Below are 18833 nucleotides of genomic sequence, written 5' to 3'. Positions count from 1 at the left end.
ACAGGGGGAAGAAAAGCCAGGGTTAAATATTAACAGTTATGCAGTCGCCCTCATACTGTGAATATGGATTCGGTTGCTATAACAGTCAACAGTCAACCCTAAGTTTTGAGGACAGTAACTTATGGTGTTGTTTGTGTATTTCCCCCTGCAAATTGAATGGGACTACCCGGCTGACCAATATTTGCATCAAATTTAAAATCAGTGACACCATCAAGAATTGCAATCAATTCTGTTTGTTCTCCAGTTAACAAATAGATAGCCGTTCCTTGGGGTAAATTGTCAGGGGAACCTGCGGCTAAATAATTACCAGGGCCTAATAGTAATACATCTTCCTGGGGATTAAAATTAAGGATCAGTGCATAATCCACAAACCCAATTTCACTACCTCCACCATTGACATAATAGGTTTGAGTTCCATCCCCTAAAACAAAGGTATCATTCCCAATTCCCCCACTCAAGGTATCAATTTCAACAAATCCAGCAGGTTGAGAACTGGGGTCAACTCCAATCAAAATATCATTGTCTTTATCTCCACTGAGGAAGTCATTCTCGCTTCCCCCAATTAGGGTATCATCCCCTTGACCCCCATAAAGACAATCATTTCCTTTAGCTCCATTGACAATATCATTTTGCTTATCTCCCTGGAGCAAATCTTTGCCCTTACCTCCTTCAAGGGAGTCTTGACCCTGACCCCCATAGGCAATATCATCATCATCTCCCGCCGCTATGGTGTCGTTATCTTGTCCGCCATAGAGGGTATCGCTGCGAAGTCCCCCATCAATACTATCATCACCTTTATCGCCAAAAATCAGATCTCGACCATCCTCACCCAAGAGGCTGTCATTATTAATCCCCCCATAAAGGGTATCGTTATCAGCACCTGCGTTAATTAAATCATCGCCTTTATTTCCTTGTAGCAGGTCATTCCCCCCTTGTCCAACCAGGGTATCGTTATTTTGACCGCCATAGAGAATATCATTGCCACTATTGCCATTGAGGGAGTCATCCCCAGCAAATCCTACAATAGTGTCATCCCCCCCTAAACCTGCGACCAAATCTTGTCTCTCAGTTCCTAATAGATCATCATTCCCCTCACTTCCTTGAACCAGAGGTGCTGTTATTGGGGTAGGGGTGGGGGGAGTAGTTGGGGTTGGCGTTGTCGGGGTTGGGGAAGTTGTTGGCGTGGGGGATGTTGTCGGGGTTGGGGGAGTGGTTGGGGTGGGAGTGGTTGGGGTGGGAGTGGTTGGGGTGGGAGTGGTTGGTGTGGGAGTTGTTGGTGTGGGGGAAGGAGATGGAGGAAGGGTCGGGATGGGAGGAGTGACAGGAGGCTGAGGTTGAGGAATGACGGGAGTAGGAGGTTCAACAATTGTCTCTAACCCCCTGGGAAGAAACTGAGTAGACAATAGAGAGGCTTTGGTAGTAGTCGTTTCAGCCTCCCTACCTTGGGGAAGGGAAGAGAGAATTTGTGGGTCAGGGTTGAATGTAATAGCAATTTCAGGTTGATTATTAAAGGAAGGATTAGTGTTAAACAGGTTAAATACAATATTTGTGCTATTATTTTCTCGAATCCGGTGGGCTTGGAATTCGTTCATAAAATTGACCTCAGTTGTCAGTTAAGATTAACTGGATCATTTATATCGTATAACCTTAACCCGTTGTAAATTTTTTTCTAAATTTTCAATTCCTCTCCCTCCCTGAATCTGAGACTTTTAATGTAAATTATATCTAATGATCTCAACTCAATCGTTTAAATAGTAGGTTGATACGGAAAATATTCTACCTTAATTTTACTCAATTTCATGAAGTTAAACTTTAACAATTTCTACTTACATTTTAACATTAAAAAATACTTCATCTTATCTTTTTTTAATTTAACAATAAATAGTGTTTATCTTTTTTTGAGTTTGGCGATCGCTATTTTATTACTAATTAATTTTCAACCTTCTTGGGGTCAGAGTTTACCTCCGTCCTCAGAAATTAGAGGCGTTTGGTTAACGAATGTCGATAGCGATATTTTATATTCTCCTAAAGCGTTAACCTCTGGATTAAAACGGTTAAAATCTATCAATTTTAATACCCTATATCCAACGGTTTGGCAAGGCGGTTATACCCTGTATCCAAGTGCGGTAACTCAACGAGAATTCGGAGTTTCTATTGATCCGAATCCTGGATTAAAAAACAGAGATATGTTGCAGGAAATTGTAACTCAAGGACATCAACAAGGTTTCACCGTGATTCCTTGGTTTGAATTTGGGTTGATGACCTCTGCAAATTCTGAATTAGTAAAAAAACATCCAGATTGGATCACCCAGCGAAAAGATGGTAGTACCATTAAAAAAGAAGGTGTTGAGGAACGAGTTTGGTTAAATCCTTTTCACCCAGACGTTCAAAATTTTATTCTACAACTGATCACAGAAATTGTTAAAAATTATAAGATTGATGGGATTCAATTTGATGATCATTTTGGCTTACCTGCGGAATTTGGCTATGATGATTATACCATTAAATTATATCAACAGGAACATAACGGACAATCCCCTTCACCCGATTTCTATGAAACCTATTGGGTACGATGGCGGGCTGATAAAATTAATCAATTGATGAAAAGAACCTTTGAAACCATTAAATCTATTAACCCCAATTGTATTGTTTCCTTATCGCCTAATCCTTTACATTTTGCCTTACCTGCCTATTTACAAGATTGGTTTACCTGGGAACGAAAAGGATGGATAGAAGAATTAGTTTTACAAATTTATCGTTCTGATTTGAATCGATTTATCACTGAGTTAGAGCGTTCAGAAGTGATCTTAGCAAAAGATCATATTCCCGTTGCAATTGGAATTTTAAGCGGATTAAAAAATCGTTCAACTTCAATGGAAATCATCAAACAACAAATCACCGAAATTCGTCGCCGAAACTTTGCGGGGGTGTCCTTCTTTTTCTATGAAAGTTTATGGAATTGGTCAGAAGAATCGCAACAAGATCGTCAAACTCAACTTTATCAATTATTTCCCAATGCTGTTAACCGTCCGAAGGTTGGATTAAGTTCCTAACATCTCCTAATTCTGCGATCAGTATAATGTCTGGGGTACTTTTGACCTTTTGCGATCACCCCCAGAAACCGGGTTTTTGAATAAAACTATGGGAAAACACTCGAAGCTTCAGGAAAAACCCGGTTTCTAATTGAGAGCGCTGTTTTAAGGATTTAAACCCAAACTTAACCGAACTTCTTGCCGAATTTCCTTACAAAAATCTAAAGCTTCACGCGCTGTATCTTTATCAGCAGAAGCACCCGGATCACGATAAGCAACTGCAAACAAAGTTAAAGCTAAAAGTTTGAGACGAAAACTATCATAACCCGGTTCTACAGGTAAAAGTAAATCTAATAAAACAGTCAAATTATGGGTTTTTGTAAAAATAATACCTGCTTCTTGTAAACGGGCTTTCAGATATTTCTCAACACACTGTTGAGCATGAAAACAGGCAGCATCATAGTTAGGAGATTTCCGCGCTCGTAATTCCCTTAAAGCTGTAGTAAAATCCCCCTCTGCTTTATCAACCCATTCAATGGTTAGGGGATTCATAAATCACCTTTCCTTTTTCGATAATTTCTCGAATAAAAAAATCATTCCAAGCCAGTCTTTGCTTAATCTCTACAGGAGTCCTAACTAACAAATCTATAGAAAAATTTGGCTTAATTTTATTTAAAATTTCCCAACTTTTCCGAAAACTATTCCCTTCATAAGGCAAAATTACTAATAAATCCACATCAGAATCATCTTGAGGGTTTCCATAGGCATAGGAGCCAAATAAAATGATTTTATTTGGATCAAATTCATGGGCAATAGCTTGGCTGAGTTCTATAATTTTAGAGTTTTCGATCATTTTTATCAACCATAATCCTTATTGATCAAATATTTTTGAATTCATTAAATAATGGTAAATATTATAACATAATAACATACATTTATTCCCAGAAACCGGGTTTTTTCTGAAAGTTTGGGTTTTTCCTAATAGTTTTCTTCAAAAACCCAGTTTCTCTGCTTGTACACTCTATGATTGATATGTCTTGCCTTTTCCTAAACTAAACTTATCGTGACCACAGGTGCAATTCCCGATGAAATTCCTAGCAACTTACGAGAGCAACTCCTACTACAAGACGCTCAAGGTGGTAATTTCAGACCCATTCAAGTTGGTGTAGATAAACTACTTGGAGATGCACCCAGACTGGTTGCTATTTATGGCGGTAATCCTGAAGATTGGGATAAAATGACCAGTAATCAAGCCTTTGAAATTAATGGAGCATCTGTACAAGTTCACTGGTTTCGTAACAGTCAAACTCGTCAAGATGTTGAATTTAAGTTCAAACGTCAATATCCCAAAACAGCCCCTAAAAATTTGTAGAGATTCTAATTATGAAAATTCGTTGTATTGCTAATACTGGATCATATCTTCCTGAAAGTTACCTCGATCCCAGACGAGGTTACAAAAAAGAAATGGAATTTCCCCTAACAGTTGGCAAAGACTATACTGTTTACGCCTTCTATATCAAGCAAGGACTGGTTTGGTACTATATCTGCGAGGATAACTATATATATTATCCGATGCGAAGTCCTGCGCCGTTATTTGAAGTCGTTGATAACAGAATGTCCCTCTACTGGAGGTTGAAAATTGACCCAAATGGGTTGTTAGAAGTTGCCTTTGAGCAATGGTTCTCCGATCCTTATTTTTATGATAAATTAACTGATCAACAACAAGAAGAAGTTTTGATTTTTGATAAAGTCAAAGAACTAATAGATGCAGAAGCTTTATCTCCAGACTATAAGTTAACTGACTTTGATCAATCCTTAGAAATGGCTAATTTTTCTAGTTGAAAATGCAGGGGCGTGTTCTGTTGAAGATAGGGTATGTTCTGATGAGTGTTTTGTGTACACGGGTGTCCAGAAACCGGGTTTTTTCTGAAAGTTTGGGTTTTTCCTAATAGTTTTGTTTAAAAACCCGGTTTCTAAGAGCGATTATAAGCTCGAATCATCGCTTGTGTTCCTTGATTTCCGCCTAATCCTTTGTCTAATTCTTTAACCATTTTAAATAATTTATCGGCTAATTCTGTACCGGGTAATGGAAGATCTGAATTGACCATTTCTTGAATAATTCTGAGGTCTTTTAAGATGTGTTTAATCATAAAACCAGGTTCAAAATCCCCGTGAGCAACTTTTAAGCCTAAATTCGATAACGCCCAAGATCCGGCGGCTCCGGTGCTACAAATTTCAACGACTAAATTGGGATCAATGCCTTGTTTTTCAGCTAATAACATGGCTTCACAAATGCCAACCATATTTAAAGAACAGAGAATTTGATTACAGAGTTTAACGGCTTGACCACTGCCAACATTTCCACAATACCGAATATTTTTGCCCATTGTTTCTAATATCGGTTTAGAGGTTTCAAATATTGTTTGATCTCCACCGACCATAATGGTTAATGTGCCGTTTTTTGCTCCAATATCACCGCCAGAAACGGGAGCATCTAGAAATTGAATTTGAGCAGGTTCAAGCTGTTGAGAAATGTGGCGGGCTGCTTCTGAACCAATGGTGCTAAAATCAATAATAATTGCCCCTGGTTTCGCAAAATCAATCACGCCATTTTCGCCTAATATAACGGCTTCAACGTCGGGAATATCGCTAACACAGGTACAAATAATATCAACATCTGTAACGGCTTCTTGAATAGAATCAACAACATTAGCTCCTGCGTCTAATGCTATTGTAACACCAGGGCGATCGCTCGTTCGATTCCAAGCGTTAACAGAATATCCTGATGCAGCGAGGTTGGCACTCATATAGCCACCCATCACCCCTAAACCTAAAAATGCTGTTTTCATTTTCCTATTTTATGAGTGTAATTCGTAATCCTGTTTAGCTCTTAATTCTAATGCTTTAGCCTGTTGTTTTTGAGCAATACTAATCGCTTTTTGAAAATCTAGTTCTGCGACTTGTAAATTTTGAGTGATCTTTAAATTTAGTTCTCCCCGTAAACGATAGAGTTCTGCTTCCCAAAAATGTTCTTGATTCTGATCAACCTTAGTTAAGGCTTTTGTTAGAATATTGAGGGCAGAATTATAGTCTCCTCCTTTACTATAAGCTTGTGCCATTAATCCGAGGAAATAGGTCTGGGAAATCTGACCTCCGATTTTAGTATGGGCAGTAATTCCCTCCTGTAATTGAGTGATTCCGGCTTCAAAATAACCCTGTTCTACTAATACCCAACCTTTTAATATTTTACCATGAACGAGCCAAAATTCAAAGCTTTGTTCTTGAGAAAGAGCGATCGCTGCTTCTGCATATTTTTGAACAAGTTCGGGTTGCTGACAATATTGATAAAACATGGCAGCTAGACTCAAAGCCATTCCTAAACTATAGGGATGCGATCGCTCATTCGCTAAAATTAAGGATTGTTGACTATAGTGTAACGCTTGTTCAGTATTTCCTAATAACCAAGAACTCCAAGATAGAAAGCTTAAAAAACCAATTCCTACATCCTGTCCGGTTAAACAAATATAACAGTTATTCGGATTAATTTGATATAAGGATAGCCCTTTTTCCCAATGGGTTTGAGCGATGATTAAATCCCCTAAATAGAAATGACATAATCCTAACGTAAAATAGGCTTCCATTTCCAAGATTGGATTCTGTTGCTGTTGAGCTACACTCATTAAACGATGGGCAAATTCAAGGGCAATTTGATATTCTGCTCTGGCGATATGATAACTATATAATCCCCATAAAACCAAGAAAATTTGAGGAGTATCTCCAATTTTTAGACATAACTCCTCACTGCGTTTATAAACTGTCTCAACTTCAGAAGCAGCATATCCTTTTGTCGCAATTAAGGCTTTTCCTAATGTTGTTTTTAACTGTAATTCTTGTTCTAAGGTTTGAGGAGTTTCCGGTAGATCCTTTAATAAGAATAGCCCTTTATTAAAATGAGCGATCGCTTCTTCATTAGCGGAAGCTTGAAAGGCTTTATCTCCCGATTTTTGCCAATAGTTAACTGCGTTTTCCAATAATCCCGCTTTAGTATAATGATAAGCTAATAATTCAGGTTTCTGTTTTGCGAATTCTGGAAATTTTGATTCTAAAGCTTGAGCGATTTGACGATGATAGCGTTGTCGGGTACTTTTGAGTAACGAATCATAAGCGGCATCTTGAATTAAAACGGTTTTAAAGCTATAGGATGAAATCGGGATTTCCCCTTTGATGTTCAGCAAGTTTCTTTCAACTAACTGCTGTAAACCCTGAATAATTTTATTTTCATCTAATCCTAGTTCTGTTAATTCATGAATAGCAATCATCTGTAATAATTCATAGCTAAACTCTCGACCAATGGTTGCTCCTAATTGTGCCACTTCCCTCGCGTGTTCTAAGCGGTCTAAGCGTTCCATTAATAAACCTTTTAAGGTATCAGGAATCGTTAAACGGGGAACTGACCCAACTAACTGATAACGGTCTTCCAGATCTTCTAACCATCCTGAATCTAAAACCATTTTTGTCAGTTCTTCCACAAATAAAGGAATACCATCACTTTTTTCTATAATTAATTTCATTACAAGATCAGGTAGCGGTTTTCCTCCAGTAATCCCATTAATAATTGCTGTGATTTGTTCCAAAGATAAATAATCTAAGTTAATTTCCGTAACTTGGGAAAAGTTTAAGTATTTAATTTCAAACCCTGGGCGAGAAATACATAATCGCAAAATCGGCAGATTTGCTCCCGCTTCAATTAATCGATTTAGTACCTCTAAACTAGAAGGATCAATCCAATGTAAATCTTCAACAATCACTAAAACGGGTTGTTGACTCGCCAAACGACGAATCATGGCTAACATTGCTTCTATAATTTTCTGTTTTTGGGCTTGGGGCGATAAATTTAAAGGGGTATATTGTTCAGTTAAAGGAATCTCTAACAATTGGGCAAATAGAGGTACAGTTTCAGCGAGAGGAAGTTGATTTTCAGTTAAATACTGTTCAAGTTTTTTTAGTTTTTCATCAGAACCATCATTTTGCCATAAATTTAGAACTCTTTCGCGCAACATTTCCACAATCGGATGGAAGGGCGTATGTTGATAATAGGGAGAACAATATAACTCTCGTAAGCGATAATTTTCTGGAGAAAGATATTGTTTAAAGGCTTGTATGAGTCGGGACTTCCCCATTCCCGCTTCTCCCGTGACTAATACTACCTGTCCCTGTCCCACTTTCACCGTTTCCCAAATCGCTTTTAACTGTTCGAGTTCCTGTTGACGACCAATGTGGGGAGTTTCACGGGTTTCTGCAATTTTAGCGCGTTGGCAATGGTTCGTTTCCCGCAGCACTTGATACACTTGCGTTGCTTGAGAAATCCCCTTCAGCGAATGTAGACCCAGGGGGTGAAACTCAAAAATATCCTGCACCAGTTGATAGGTTTTCTGGCTTAATACAGCCATATTGGGTTGGGCCAGACCTTGTAAACGAGCCGCTAAATTCGGAGTTTGACCAATAGCCAACTGTTCCCGTTTATTTCCCGCCCCCACTTCCCCCACCACCACTAACCCCGTATGCAGCCCCAAACGCACGGCTAACTTCAAACAACGATTTTGAACACAACGGGTTTTGAGACTTGCCATCGCTTCAATAATGCCCAATGCAGCCCTTACCGCCCGTTGAGCATCATCTTCATGGGCGATAGGATAGCCAAAATAGATTAAAATCCCATCGCCTAAATATTGGGCAATATAACCTTCAAACTGCATCACCACCTGGGCGCAGGTTTCCTGATAGGTTTGAATTAGTTCTCGGAGTTCTTCGGGATCAAGTTGTTCAGATAAGGCCGTTGACCCGACTAAATCACAAAACATCACCGTGAGTAAACGGCGTTCTGCGGGTCGTGTAAACATAACAGAGGATCTTTCCCTGACCTGTGCCTCCGGTTTGATGATTAAGGGTGTAAACCCTCCTTCCTGAAATGGCGACGGTTTGCTATTGTTGGATTCAGGATATAAGATTTCGGGTTTATTGACCGATTCCGAGTTTGTGAGCAAAGTGCCACATTCAATACAGAATTTCGCTCGCTGAGAATTGTTGAATCCACAACTAGGGCAAACCTTATTCATTGTTGTTTCATAATTTGTAGCAATAATTGGAATTTCGCTCATTTTCAACCTCTGAGGAGCTTATACTCGGTTTTGATCTCAACTTAGGGGGTTATAGGTCTGCTCTGATTAAAACTAAAGGCATAATAAGATATCAATAATTTAAGTTCAGTATATAAGGTGTATTGGTAAATATGGGTTTTGAACCGGACTACAACAAACAATGCTTAGAAAAGCTGATCTGGGCGATGCAGAAGCTTGAAATTGATTGTGACGAGACAGAACTGCCTAAAATAGCAGAACTGATTGTACAAACGATGACCGGGCCTTGGCGCTATTTTCACACCCCCAATCATATTTTTGAGGTGGGGGGAGAGGAAGATCCGATTGAAGTTTTAGCCGCCCTGTTTCATGATGTTGTCTATGTACAGGTGGATCAAAGTGTTAATTTTAATTTAACCTATTATATTGCTCCGTTTATTCGCCAAGTTGGAGAACATTTACTGATTCGGGATGCTGAAGATTTACCGCCTGATCAAAGTTTTGAAATGGTGAGACAAATCTTTGATTTTGCTCCCAGTCAAACTTTGTCTCCCATGAGTGGGCAAAATGAATTTTTGAGCGGATTAGTGGCTACCAAAGTATTAGAACCGTTGTTACCTTTAGAGTTGTTGGTGCAAGTGGTGGCTTGTATTGAAGCAACAATTCCTTTTCGCCCAAAAACAGAATTAGGAAGCAATAGTGATGTTTTATATCAACGTTTAAAGGACGTTTGTAAAACCTTTAATTTAAAATTAACGGATGAAGATTTAATTGAAACTGTTAAACGTTCTGTTAGACTTTCTAATCGAGATGTGGGAAGTTTTGCCCATGAAAGTGCAGCCCGATTTTTAGATAATACTTGGAATTTGCTACCGGAGACCAATCACTATCTCAAAAATTCCAGTTCTTACACGATTAATCAATATCGGACAGCTTTGCAAAAAATGGAAGGGTTTATGAATTTTATTAAACCTGAAATCATTTTTCATCAATTTCAAGGTTATCCTGATGAGTTGAGTTATAACGCTTTAGTAGCCAGGGCTAGAAAAAATATTGAGGTGGGGCGATTGTATTTAGCCAGTAAGTTATTTACTATTGCCTTTTTAGAAGCGTTATCTTTACGATTTGGGCGAGTGATTCCGGTTTCAACATTAATGGGTGAAATGCCGACTGAAGGATTTTCAGCCGTTTCTTTAGTGGATTTTTTACCCCCTAATGTCAATCCTCACCCACCCAAAACGGAATTAGAACAACAAGTTTTAACATTGTTAGAAGAAGGACGAACCCAAAGTTCATCCTATGATATTAAAAATTCTCCATTAGCAACTTATATGGTCAAATGTTTAGGGTTTGATGAAATTATCCATCAACGCAACCGCGCCCAAGAATTTTTTCAAAATAAAATTACCCATGAAGAATTTTTAGCGGGTTGTGATGATCATGTTAAAAAAGCTGTAACAGATGGAATTGTTCAGTTGTTTGACTCTCGCAAAGCTGCTTTGTGTCAATCGTTATAAGAGGGAACAGGGAACAGGGAACAGGGAACAGGGAAGATCATAAACTTCCTTGTTGGGTTTTAGCCTTTACCTAGAGATATAAAGCGTAACACGATTTTCTGATGGTTAATTGATGAAGGATTGCCTACTGACCGATTGATTTTGAATAAGATTCTGATGTATTTTCAATCAGTTTAACAATCCAAATTCCGCCAAAATAAAGACCTAAAACAGCCCCTGCTAATAAACTTTGGGTTAAAGGGTCGGTGGACGGTGTTAATACTGCACCTAATACGGCTCCGCCTAAGATAACGTATCGCCAACCGGATAACATTTGTTCGGAAGATACAATTTTTAAGGCTCCTAATATAGCTTGAATCACAGGAATTTGAAATGCTATTCCGGTACAGAATAATAAAACTAAAACAAATTCAAAGTATTTTTCAATGGAAAAGAATTGTTCAACAACATCAGCCCCATAATTAATAAAAAAGTTCAATGCAGCCGGAATTAAGGCTACATAAGCAAAGCTTAAACCTAATAGAAATAATACACTAGAACCTAATAAAGCTGGGACTAATAAACGGCGTTCTTTGCGAGTTAATCCGGGTAAAACAAACATTGTAATTTGATATAAAATAAACGGAGTTGCCACAACTAATCCACTGTAACCCGCTACCTTTAAAGAAACAAAGAAATATTCTCCCGGAGCTAATTGGACAAATTTAATCCCCGATGCAGGACGTTGTAACAATTGTACAATCGGATTAACAACCGTAAAACAACCAATAATCGCAATAAATACCGCAATTAATGAATAGAAAATCCGTTGTCTTAATTCTTCCAAATGGTCAAATAAGGACATTTCCACTTCATCGGGAATTTCATCTAAAAATTCTTTTTCTTCTTCTAAATCTTCATCTTGATTAGCTACAGACCCAACAATTGTTGTTTGATTTTGCTTGATTTTTTGAGGATTATAATATTCTATCTGCGATAAATCTTGTTGCGGAACATCAACGGATTCATTGAAAGCCAGTGTATTTTCTTCTGCTGTTGTTGAATTCGTTTGTACCGTTTCTACCGATAAAACAACAGGTTCATCTAAGATGGGTTCTAAGTCCGATAGTTCTTCCTCAGAAATCTTAACCTCCTGGGAAGTTTCCTCAACAATTGTGTTCTGCTCCTCCTCAAAAGATGAAACAGGATTAATATTTTCATCGGTTTGAGATAACAAGGGTTGATTTGAGTTGGATTCCGGTGTCTCAAAATTCGAGGAAGGCGTCATAATGATCAGTGAGCGTTTAGACTAAAGTTTAAGACTCCCCACTCTCAAGAGAAGGGGAGATTGGAGAACTTATATAAATTTTTAGCAACGTTGATTCTACTTGAGAATTTAGACGTTAGATTAGATTGAACAACCACTAGGCTGAAACTCAGACGAGGAAGAGGATTGATTTTAATCCCTTCCCCTTCAATTTTCCATTTCAATCTTATGAAAAGAATACAACGTTATCGTCTTCTATTTTTAGACATTTTAAAGCATCTGGGTTATTTGTGGACGAGAAACCGGGTTTACAAACGGATGTGGCGAGCCCTTCCTCTTGTCCTATTGGGTTTAGTCGTGATGGAATTATCGACCTCTGGGACAGGTTTAGCAGGGTTGTCTGTGGGTCGCCTCAATCGAGCAGAACTCGCCCCTACATCGGGTCAATTAATAGCCAGTCGTGTCAATTGGAAGACGGAGGTTAACCAGGTCGAGAAGGAATGGGAATCGGACTATGAAAGCTATTTTAGTCAAAATTTAACCGATAGCAAACTCACGGCTCCTGATATTGCCCAAATTTTAGCTCAAATCAGCCAAAAAACGAGAACAAAACCGGCTGTGCTTTGGGTCGTTCCTGAACCTGAAGGATTAGTGTTAGTTTTGATTACCCCCGGAAAAGAACCCTTGGGTCAAATTCAATCGAATATTAAACCAGAACAGTTGAGAACTGGGGTGATCAATTTATATCAAGAATTGACTAATCCTCGCAAATTACAAAGTCGTTCTTATCTTGAACCTTCTCAACAATTATATAACGCCATTATTAAACCCATTGAAGCGCAGTTAGAAGCCGAAAAGATTGATACCTTATTATTTTGTTTGGGGGCGGGATTACGAACCCTTCCTTTAGGGGTTTTACATGATGGAGAGCGTTTTTTAATTGAAAAATATGCTCTAACTCGAATTCCGGCTTTTAATCTGATGAATCTAAATTATGAACCTCTAAAAGATGCTTTGGTTTTAGCCATGGGAGCCTCAGAATTTAAAAATCAAAATCCCTTACCTGCGGTTCCTTTTGAATTAGCTACAATTGTTAACTCGGATGGGATGAATGGTATCATCCGTCTTCCGATTGAAAATCCGCAGAATTCAGGACAATGGCAAGGACAATCTTATCTTAATCAAGGGTTTACGGTCGATCATTTAAAACGTCTATTAAGCTTCAGTCCCTATAGAATTGTTCATTTAGCGACCCATGCAGAATTTAAGCCGGGAAAACCCGGAAATTCCTATATTCAATTTTGGGATGAGCAACTCAAATTAGATCAAATGGGTCAATTTAATTGGAAGAATCCCCCGATTGAATTATTAGTATTAAGTGCTTGTAAAACGGCAGTTGGGGATAAAGATGCAGAATTAGGATTTGCAGGATTAGCATTTCAGTCGGGGGTAAAAACAGCTTTAGCAAGTTTGTGGTATGTTAGCGACACAGGAACTTTAGCCTTAATGAGTGAGTTTTATCAACAGTTGAAAACCTCCTCCACCAAAGCTAAAGCTTTACAACAAACTCAAATTCGGATGTTAAAAGGGGATGTGCGTTTACAACAGGGAGAATTATTCTTGTCACGGGGTGAAATATCTTTACCCCCTGAAATTGTACAGCCCGGAATCGATAACCTTTCCCATCCTTATTATTGGGCGGCATTTACATTAATTGGCAGTCCTTGGTAGGGTTAGATTAAATACTAGGGAACAGGGAACAGGGAACAGGGAACAGTAAGCATTGAAAGGGTTTTAGGATTTAGAATTGTTAAACACTTTAATGCGTAGCACTATATAAAGCGGAATTATGCCTCAAACCATTTGGATAGCACGACATGGAAATCGGATTGATTTTGTCAATCCCGCTTGGTTTAATACCGCAGAACGACGTTATGACCCCCATTTATCCGAGGATGGGGAAATTCAGGCGCAACAATTAGCTAATCGTTTAGTCGGGGAAGGAATTACTCAAATTATTGCTTCTCCGTTTTTAAGAACAGTCCAAACTGCGAATGCTGTTGCTGAACGGTTAGATTTATCGATTAAGTTAGATTGGGGATTAGGAGAATGGTTAAATCCTGATTGGATGAGTTTTCCTGAAACCTTACCCCCAGAAATTTTAGCTCAGAAATTCCCTAGAATTGATTTATCCTATCCTGTCGGAGTTTTTCAGTATCCTGAAACCTGGGAAGCGTGTTTAAAACGAACAGCCAACACAGCAAAACGTTTAGTAACAACGTTTCCCCAGGATGATTTATTATTCGTTGGACATGGTGCTTCTGTATTAGGAACAGCCATGGGATTGATTCCGAGTTTAAAAGAAAACGAGATGAAAGCCGCCTTATGTTGTTTATTCAAATTGGTTCAAAATCAAAATCAATGGATACTAGAACTCAAGGGTGATACTTCCCATCTTACCGAAGCAGAAACCGTAATTCGGTTTAATTAATAGTAGGGAACAGGGAACAAGAAATTACGAATTACGAATTACGAATTACGAATAAATACTGAATTCAGGTTTTAAGGGGTATGGTGATCGCTCTAACAAAATTTTAGGGGGAGAAAATTAACTCCCCCGACTACTTGATTAGAGAGAATTATTAGCGGAAAAGTCCTCCGCCGTAATTAAAGCACTATTGACACCCAAGAGTTTAGCAACTTGTTGTTGAGTGCTCGTTACTGCCAGAATGGTATTGCCATTTTCCGACGTAATTTGTAACTGAGCAAAGGTCAATCCTCCGGTGAAAACAATTCGGTCTGACCCATCTTGGAAATCAGTAATCGTTTCCAGGTCAAATTGAGTCGTAATATAAAAATCATCATTGCCATTGCCTCCAGTCAGGGTATCAAGACCTTCAGCACCAACGAGGATGTCATTGCCCTCACCGCCAAGGAGTTGGTCTTCTCCAGTACCGCCATCGAGGAGATCATCTCCTAAATCACCCCAAAGCCAATCATCTCCTTCATTTCCATCGACGAGATCAGTTTCTTGACCCCCATAGACGGTATCATTGCCTGTACCGCCAGAAACGATGTCAATACCTTGGTTGCCAAACAGGACATCATCTCCTTCATTTCCATTGACAAAATCCATGCCCTGGCCACCGAAGACGATATCATTCCCTTCATTCCCTTCTAAAACATCTGTGTCTTCACCGCCCAAGAGGAGGTCATCTCCTGAATTGCCATGGAGAATATCATTGCCTTGAACTCCGAAAACTGTATCTTTACCGTCTCCGCTTTGAACCAGATCATCTCCTAAATCCCCAAAAATCAGATCATCGCCGTCACCACTGACGACAGTATCATTGCCCTGACCGCCATAAGCAATGTTATTTCCTGATTCGAGAGTCATAAAGTCATTTTCTTTAAAGCCCAAGGCTTGATCATTACCACCACCGGAAGAAATCACATCCTGATTGTCAGTAGCTGCCAAATTATCGGTATTCCCTGTACCGTTAACCGGGTTGGCGGTCGCCGGAGGCGTGAGGGCATTAGCGTTGATTTTGATTCCCAGGTATAACTGGGTGGGGTCAAACACATACACAGCCGTGGGTTCTGGGGTAGGTTGGGGTGAAACGGTAACAGGCAAGGATTTCAAAGCATTGGCTAAGGCTTCCAAGTCCGGTGTGGGAATTTGTGTCGGTGCGGGAGTAACGACTGGGGTGGGGGTTGGTGTGGGTACAGGTGTAGGCGAGGGTGTGGGTGTTGGTGTTGGTGTTTCTGTAGGTCGGGGTGTGGGTGTGGGTACAGGTGGCAGTGTCGGTGCAGGCGTGGGTACGGGTGTGGGTATCGGTGTCGGGGTTGGGGTTGGGGTTGGGGTTGGTGTGGTTGTCGGGGTTGGGGTTGGGGTTGGTGTAATGGCTATATCATCGTTTTGAAGGGTCAGACTCACCGGAGAACCCGTAATTGTTGTTGTCCCAGCAGTATTCCCGTTAATGAGATTCAGTTCTAAGGTTTCGTCCGGTTCAACAACGGTATCACCCAGGATTTCTACCGCAATTGTCGCTGTAGTGGCATCGGCAGCAAAATTAATCGTACTGCCACTAACGCTGACTCCATTACCCGTAACGTTGACGTTATTGTAATCTGTACCAACGCTGGCTGTTCCCCCCAAACTGAAATCAACGCTACTGGCTTGTTGGGTATGACCGTCCCGACTGATGGTGAAACTGACGACTTGGCTACCTGTATTCCCTTCTATGATTTGGGTGGTACTGCCAATCACATTGTAAGTAATATCATTATCGGTGATCTGGGCATTGACTGGGCCGATGGGTCGGGTGGTGGGGTAGTTGGGGGCAGTGCTGTTAGTAATGGCGTGAGTAATACTACTGCTGTGATTGTGTTCAGCAACGCCATCATCTATTGCCCGCATCGTGATAGTTTGGGGAATAATCCCATTGACGGGAGTGAAGTTAACGATTTGAGATGAAGCGAAGTTAACGCCATCTAAGCTGATTTGGGATTGGGCATCGGCGGTGACGGTTACTTCAACATTCCCCAAGGGTTGAGTATTTAATTGTATTTGATATGTATCGTCTTGACCTGCTTCTGTAACATCAGTGCTGCCTCCAGTTTGGGTAATCGTGACTCCGGGAATGTCGTTGTCGGTGTTGATGACATCCACATCGGCGGGTTTGATGCTGTTATAGTTGCTGTCGCTACTGGTGACGGTACTGAGAATTTTGTAGGATTTATCTCCGTCGGCGGCTAAATCGTCTACTCCGGTGGCGGTGACCGTTTGGTAACTATCCCAGTTGGCGGGGGTAAAGGTGACGGTGGTGGGGGCTACTGTCCCTTCGGCGGTGTTGCTACTGCTGAAACTCAGGGTGACATCGGCTGTGGGTTGAGAAGTGAGGCGGATGCCAAAGTTGCCTTGACCTCCGGCTTCGCTACTATTACCACTGATGGGTAAGATTTGAAATCCGGCTGTATCGTTGTCGATGATGGTGAAACTGTCTGTAATATCTGGCCCTAAGACGATGCCCGCACTGGGGTTACTCAGGGTCAGAGTCGCGGTTTCGTCGATTTCGTCGAGTTTGTCGTCGGTAATGGTGAAGGTGACTTGTCCACTGCTGCTGCCGTTGGGGATGGTGATTTTGTTGGGGACGGGGCTGACAAAATCGGCTAGGTTGGCATCTCCGCTTAAGGTGAGGTCTAGGGTTTGGTCGCCGATGACGGCTGCTGCTGCGGTGGCGGTGACGGTAATACTGGTTGTCCCGGCTTCGCTACCTGTGGTTTGGGATAGGAAGAGGTTGACACCGGGAATGGCTGGTGGCGCATCAACGGTTTTGAAGTTCCAGGTTGTATTACCACTAATGCCACTATAGGGATTTCCGGCTTTGTCTTGAATGGCTGTGGGGTCGATTTCTACATAATATTCTGTACTCAGCGCTAAGTCGGCGGTGGGGTTGAGAATGAGTAGACTGGCGACTTTATCTTTTTTGTTTGTCCCGATGCTGACTTTGGGGGACTTGACATTCAGGGTTTCGACGATGGAGTTATCGGAGAGTTTCTTGATGACGATATTACCACTACCGATTTGAATGGCTTCACTGAATTTAATGATTAAGTTATCCCCTACCGCTACTCCTGTGGCATCATCCGTTGGTGTTAAACTGACCACCACTGGTGGGGTGCTATCGACGGGGAGGACATCGTTATCGCTATTGATAACAGCAATATCGTTGGAGTCAATGCCGTTAAATCGGGGGTCGGTACTGGTGGATGCTCCAGTAATAATCTTATAAGGTTTATCCCCATCAACAATAGACATCTCCGAAAATCTCCAAATGCCCTCTATCGCTACTTTTGGAATCTCTAGCACTCCTGTGCCGGCTTCTCCAAAAGTAACGGATTCATAGGCTTTTTCAGTCACATTAATAATAACTAATGAATTTTATCTCTGATATACAATTATTTCTCAAAAGAATTCTGGGCAATTCTTAGATGGTAATACAATCGCTCCTATTCGCCATCTTATTAATCCACATACTGTCAAGATTACTGCTTCATAATTTTGCCTCTTTAACCGAAATCTTTCTGAAGCAACTCGATAAATTTTTATCAGTCTTATTAAATGTTCAACTACAATCCTTTGTTGGGCTTTTAACCGATTTTCTTCTCGCTTTTCCGCCGACATCTCTTGATTCCTCGGTTTCTTATACGGTGTATTAATTGCTGTTTCTCCTACATAAGCTTTATCCCCTCTGTATTTTTGATTATTCCCCAATTCCTGGCTTCTTTCTCTCCACAATTTCAGATCACTTGTTGCTCCGGTATAACCCACAGCTACATCCACTATTTCTTTTCCATTTGGCATGACAATGACTTGATTTTTAAAGGTATGTGTCTTTTTCTTTCCTGAGTAATATTTTTTCTGCTCTTCATTGTCTGTTGGTCTTTCCCTGGGCTGTTCATAGCTATCTACTACTAACTCAAATTCCACCAGAATTTTTTCTACCCACTCCCAATCACTCTCGTTTTTTTTACTTGCTCTAGCAAACTCGCTGGTAGTAATTCTCTCAAGATTTTTATCCAGTTATGGAAAATATCATTCGCTGTTGATTCACTGACTTCAAACTGTAACCCTAACATTTGAAATGTCGGCATTTGATGCAGATAAATTAGAGTCAGTAAGATTTGTTCCTCCACAGATAATTTCTGCCGACGACCCCCACCTGCTTTAATCAACCTGATTTTAGTTTTTTCTTTTTCCTGTCGTTTTTCTTCTTCTAATAACTCCGCAGCTTGAATGAGTTCTATCATCTGTTCATATTCCATCCCTAATAGCCTTTTTGCTTGCTGGGGATTCTTGTCCAGATAGTCTCTTAATTTACTCATCTCTAATCCGGGG

General features: G+C 40.3%; 15 protein-coding genes. 6 read left to right on the top strand and 9 right to left on the bottom strand.

Annotated elements, in window-relative coordinates; genetic code table 11:
* Positions 1-119: 119 nt before the first annotated feature.
* Positions 120-1592: a calcium-binding protein gene (locus NMK36_RS26830; RefSeq protein ID WP_254175037.1), complete on the bottom strand. Its 1473-nt coding sequence runs from the start codon at positions 1590-1592 to the stop codon at positions 120-122.
* A 207-nt stretch (positions 1593-1799) separates the two neighbouring features.
* Between NMK36_RS26830 and NMK36_RS26825 the strand changes: the two genes are divergently transcribed.
* On the top strand, positions 1800-3053 hold the full coding sequence (locus tag NMK36_RS26825) for a glycoside hydrolase family 10 protein (protein ID WP_254175036.1): 1254 nt from the start codon (positions 1800-1802) through the stop codon (positions 3051-3053).
* Positions 3054-3197: 144 nt separating this feature from the next.
* Here the strand turns inward: NMK36_RS26825 and NMK36_RS26820 are convergent, their stop codons facing one another.
* Together NMK36_RS26820 and NMK36_RS26815 are read right to left on the bottom strand one after the other, a co-directional pair.
* Positions 3198-3584 (bottom strand): HEPN domain-containing protein, encoded by a 387-nt coding sequence (locus NMK36_RS26820; RefSeq protein WP_254175035.1) that lies wholly within the window; start codon positions 3582-3584, stop codon positions 3198-3200.
* Positions 3565-3885, bottom strand: a complete 321-nt coding sequence (locus NMK36_RS26815) for a nucleotidyltransferase domain-containing protein (RefSeq protein ID WP_072717702.1) — start codon at positions 3883-3885, stop codon at positions 3565-3567. Before NMK36_RS26815 ends, NMK36_RS26820 begins: the two co-directional genes overlap by 20 nt.
* A gap of 210 nt (positions 3886-4095) precedes the next feature.
* Here NMK36_RS26815 and NMK36_RS26810 point away from each other — a divergent pair, with 210 nt between their 5' ends.
* Together NMK36_RS26810 and NMK36_RS26805 are read left to right on the top strand one after the other, a co-directional pair.
* A complete protein-coding gene (locus NMK36_RS26810; protein WP_072717703.1) occupies positions 4096-4404 on the top strand; it encodes a hypothetical protein in 309 nt (102 codons plus the stop codon).
* 11 nt (positions 4405-4415) lie between these two features.
* A complete protein-coding gene (locus NMK36_RS26805) occupies positions 4416-4874 on the top strand; it encodes a hypothetical protein (RefSeq protein WP_254175034.1) in 459 nt (152 codons plus the stop codon).
* Between the two features lie 131 nt (positions 4875-5005).
* Here the strand turns inward: NMK36_RS26805 and NMK36_RS26800 are convergent, their stop codons facing one another.
* Both NMK36_RS26800 and NMK36_RS26795 read right to left on the bottom strand, forming a co-directional pair.
* Positions 5006-5881, bottom strand: coding sequence for an NAD(P)-dependent oxidoreductase (locus NMK36_RS26800; protein WP_254175033.1), 876 nt, complete (start codon positions 5879-5881; stop codon positions 5006-5008).
* Between the two features lie 9 nt (positions 5882-5890).
* Entirely contained in the window at positions 5891-9190 is a 3300-nt protein-coding gene (locus NMK36_RS26795) for an adenylate/guanylate cyclase domain-containing protein (RefSeq protein ID WP_072717707.1), read from the bottom strand.
* 131 nt (positions 9191-9321) lie between these two features.
* On the opposite strand from NMK36_RS26795, the gene NMK36_RS26790 reads away from it, so the two are divergent.
* Positions 9322-10686 carry a hypothetical protein gene (locus NMK36_RS26790; RefSeq protein WP_072717708.1) on the top strand — a complete coding sequence of 455 codons (1365 nt, stop codon included), beginning with the start codon at positions 9322-9324 and terminating at the stop codon, positions 10684-10686.
* 124 nt (positions 10687-10810) lie between these two features.
* Here the strand turns inward: NMK36_RS26790 and tatC are convergent, their stop codons facing one another.
* Positions 10811-11611, bottom strand: a complete 801-nt coding sequence (tatC, locus tag NMK36_RS26785) for a twin-arginine translocase subunit TatC (protein WP_254175233.1) — start codon at positions 11609-11611, stop codon at positions 10811-10813.
* 549 nt (positions 11612-12160) lie between these two features.
* Between tatC and NMK36_RS26780 the strand changes: the two genes are divergently transcribed.
* Positions 12161-13663: a CHAT domain-containing protein gene (locus NMK36_RS26780; RefSeq protein ID WP_254175032.1), complete on the top strand. Its 1503-nt coding sequence runs from the start codon at positions 12161-12163 to the stop codon at positions 13661-13663.
* Between the two features lie 118 nt (positions 13664-13781).
* Entirely contained in the window at positions 13782-14423 is a 642-nt protein-coding gene (locus NMK36_RS26775) for a histidine phosphatase family protein (RefSeq protein ID WP_254175031.1), read from the top strand.
* 138 nt (positions 14424-14561) lie between these two features.
* Here the strand turns inward: NMK36_RS26775 and NMK36_RS26770 are convergent, their stop codons facing one another.
* From NMK36_RS26770 to NMK36_RS26760, 3 genes are read right to left on the bottom strand one after another with little or no spacing between them, the layout of a single operon-like run.
* The gene (locus NMK36_RS26770; RefSeq protein ID WP_254175030.1) at positions 14562-17855 is read right to left on the bottom strand and encodes an Ig-like domain-containing protein; all 3294 of its coding nucleotides are present in this window, start codon (positions 17853-17855) and stop codon (positions 14562-14564) included.
* 45 nt (positions 17856-17900) lie between these two features.
* Positions 17901-18425, bottom strand: coding sequence for an HARBI1 family protein (locus NMK36_RS26765; protein ID WP_254175029.1), 525 nt, complete (start codon positions 18423-18425; stop codon positions 17901-17903).
* An 11-nt stretch (positions 18426-18436) separates the two neighbouring features.
* Entirely contained in the window at positions 18437-18820 is a 384-nt protein-coding gene (locus NMK36_RS26760) for a helix-turn-helix domain-containing protein (protein ID WP_254175028.1), read from the bottom strand.
* Positions 18821-18833: the final 13 nt, after the last annotated feature.

Origin of the sequence: Planktothrix pseudagardhii, assembly GCF_904830925.1 — a bacterium.
Taxonomy (GTDB): Bacteria; Cyanobacteriota; Cyanobacteriia; order Cyanobacteriales; family Microcoleaceae; genus Planktothrix; species Planktothrix tepida.
The sequence above is the reverse complement of the archived record's forward strand: the minus strand, read 5'-3'. Positions and strand labels throughout refer to the sequence as shown.

What these genes read in the sequence shown, in the direction of transcription:
- NMK36_RS26830 (WP_254175037.1), bottom strand. Translation starts at nt 1,592, where the DNA reads ATGAACGAATTCCAAGCCCACCGGATTCGAGAAAATAATAGCACAAAT.
- NMK36_RS26825 (WP_254175036.1), top strand. Translation starts at nt 1,800, where the DNA reads ATGAAGTTAAACTTTAACAATTTCTACTTACATTTTAACATTAAAAAA.
- NMK36_RS26820 (WP_254175035.1), bottom strand. Translation starts at nt 3,584, where the DNA reads ATGAATCCCCTAACCATTGAATGGGTTGATAAAGCAGAGGGGGATTTT.
- NMK36_RS26815 (WP_072717702.1), bottom strand. Translation starts at nt 3,885, where the DNA reads ATGATCGAAAACTCTAAAATTATAGAACTCAGCCAAGCTATTGCCCAT.
- NMK36_RS26805 (WP_254175034.1), top strand. Translation starts at nt 4,416, where the DNA reads ATGAAAATTCGTTGTATTGCTAATACTGGATCATATCTTCCTGAAAGT.
- NMK36_RS26800 (WP_254175033.1), bottom strand. Translation starts at nt 5,881, where the DNA reads ATGAAAACAGCATTTTTAGGTTTAGGGGTGATGGGTGGCTATATGAGT.
- NMK36_RS26795 (WP_072717707.1), bottom strand. Translation starts at nt 9,190, where the DNA reads ATGAGCGAAATTCCAATTATTGCTACAAATTATGAAACAACAATGAAT.
- NMK36_RS26790 (WP_072717708.1), top strand. Translation starts at nt 9,322, where the DNA reads ATGGGTTTTGAACCGGACTACAACAAACAATGCTTAGAAAAGCTGATC.
- NMK36_RS26780 (WP_254175032.1), top strand. Translation starts at nt 12,161, where the DNA reads ATGAAAAGAATACAACGTTATCGTCTTCTATTTTTAGACATTTTAAAG.
- NMK36_RS26775 (WP_254175031.1), top strand. Translation starts at nt 13,782, where the DNA reads ATGCCTCAAACCATTTGGATAGCACGACATGGAAATCGGATTGATTTT.
- NMK36_RS26760 (WP_254175028.1), bottom strand. Translation starts at nt 18,820, where the DNA reads ATGAGTAAATTAAGAGACTATCTGGACAAGAATCCCCAGCAAGCAAAA.